Source organism: Actinocrinis sp., assembly GCF_035946395.1.
GTDB lineage: Bacteria > Actinomycetota > Actinomycetes > Streptomycetales > Catenulisporaceae > Actinocrinis.
Genome location: NZ_DASYZI010000374.1, coordinates 1 through 1,648, shown reverse-complemented (window position 1 = coordinate 1,648; position 1,648 = coordinate 1). Strand labels below are relative to the sequence as shown.

Here is a 1,648-nt window from a genome sequence, read left to right as displayed (position 1 = left end):
CTGCGTAGATTCACCCGCCACGGGGGTCGCGGCTTCTTCCACCACTTCGGCTTCCACTCGCTGTGGCATGGCGGCGTGTGGGCGATCATCCTGTGGCTCCTGGTGATCGCGGCAGTGGTGTTCGTGGCCGTACGTCTCTTCAATCGCCGCCGCTCGCCCTAGGCCGAGCCGACACCGCACTGTGACTTCCGGCTGTCAACGCCGTGCCGGGCCCGTACTCGCGCGCACCACGAGCGTCGCGGCAGTGGGCACCGTACGCACACCGACGCCCGGCTCCTCCTCCAGAATCAGCCGCAGCGCACGCTCGCCGATTTCTTCAAGCGGCAGGCGAACCGTGGTCAACGCCGGATGCAGATCGACGGCGTGCGGCAAGTCGTCGAAGCCGATGACGGAAACGTCCCGGGGTACCACGCGGCGCGGGTCGTCGTGCACGGCGGCGAGCACTCCGGCGGCCATGAGGTCGTTGAGGGCGAAGATTGCCGTCACGTCGGGAATGCGGCGCAGCAGCCCGATCGCCGCGGCCCGCCCGCCCTCGCGGGTGAAGTCGGCCTCGACGACGTGTTCTTCCGGCAACCGCGCCCCAACGCAGCCCAGTCCTGAACGGACCCCCTCCAGCCGATGCGCGACGGTCTCCAACTCGCGCGGACCGCAGATCACTGCGATCCGGCGGTGACCGAGTTCCCACAGATACCGCGCGGCCTGCGCCGCGCCGCCGCGATGGTCCGGGAGCACCGCGTCCGCGTGCACACCGTGCTGGCCGACCAGCGCCACCCGCCCGCCCTGCTGCTCGAACGCCTCGATCTGTCCGGCCAGCCGGGCCGTGTAGCCCGGATCGGTGAATCCGCTGCCCGCGAGCAGCACCCCCCGAGCCCGCTGCGCGCGCAGCATGGCGAGGTATTCGAGCTCAAGATCCCGGTCGCGGAAGGTCGCGGCGAGCATCACCATCAGGCCGTGCGCCCGCGCCACGCGCATCGCGCCCGCGGCGATCGCGGAGAAGTACGGATCGGCGACGTCGTGCACGACCAGCCCGACCACCGGACTCGACGCGCGCGCCAGCGCCTGAGCGGGACCGTTGGAGACGTAACGCAGCTCCGAGGCAGCAGCGAAAACCCGCGCGCGCAACGCGTCGCTGACCACGCGGCCGCCCGACCCGTGCAGCACCCGCGAAGCCGTCGCGAGCGAGACCCCGGCGCGCTGCGCGACCAGGCTCAGCGTCGCGGCGCCGGTCTGCGCCGCCGCGCCGGGCCGCCGCGACCGTCCGTTGTCCATCCCCGCACTCTAGCGCACTGGAAAGCGCTTTCCGGAGAGCTGACCAAGCCCAACCGACGGAACGTCAAGGTAGTCTCGGCCTGATGACAGCGTTCTACGAGGCCCGCATCCGCGCCGAGTGGCAGGACTGGACCTTCGGCGCGCATCAAGCGGCGGCCCGAGCCGCCGCGGCCGAGGACCTGATCACGCTACGCCGCCAGTACACCGAACTGAGCGAGCAGGACCTGCTACGCCTCGCGGACTCCTGGCGCTCGGACGACACCTCAAGCGCCTACTTCACCTTCGCCGCCGCGGACAGCGCTGAGGCCGACCCCGCGCTGGTCGCCGTCAGCGCGACCTTCGTCAGGGCACTGTTCCACGAACTCGCCGACCAAGCCCC

General features: G+C 71.1%; 2 protein-coding genes. One reads left to right on the top strand and one right to left on the bottom strand.

The window, feature by feature from the left end; all coding sequences use genetic code 11:
* Positions 1 to 195: 195 nt before the first annotated feature.
* The gene (locus tag VGS97_RS23525; RefSeq protein WP_326855809.1) at positions 196 to 1,269 is read right to left on the bottom strand and encodes a LacI family DNA-binding transcriptional regulator; all 1,074 of its coding nucleotides are present in this window, start codon (positions 1,267 to 1,269) and stop codon (positions 196 to 198) included.
* Positions 1,270 to 1,352: 83 nt separating this feature from the next.
* Here VGS97_RS23525 and VGS97_RS23520 point away from each other — a divergent pair.
* The coding region (locus VGS97_RS23520; protein ID WP_326855808.1) for a hypothetical protein at positions 1,353 to 1,648 on the top strand (296 nt) is incomplete at its 3' end.

What these genes read in the sequence shown, in the direction of transcription:
- VGS97_RS23525 (WP_326855809.1), bottom strand. Translation starts at nt 1,269, where the DNA reads ATGGACAACGGACGGTCGCGGCGGCCCGGCGCGGCGGCGCAGACCGGC.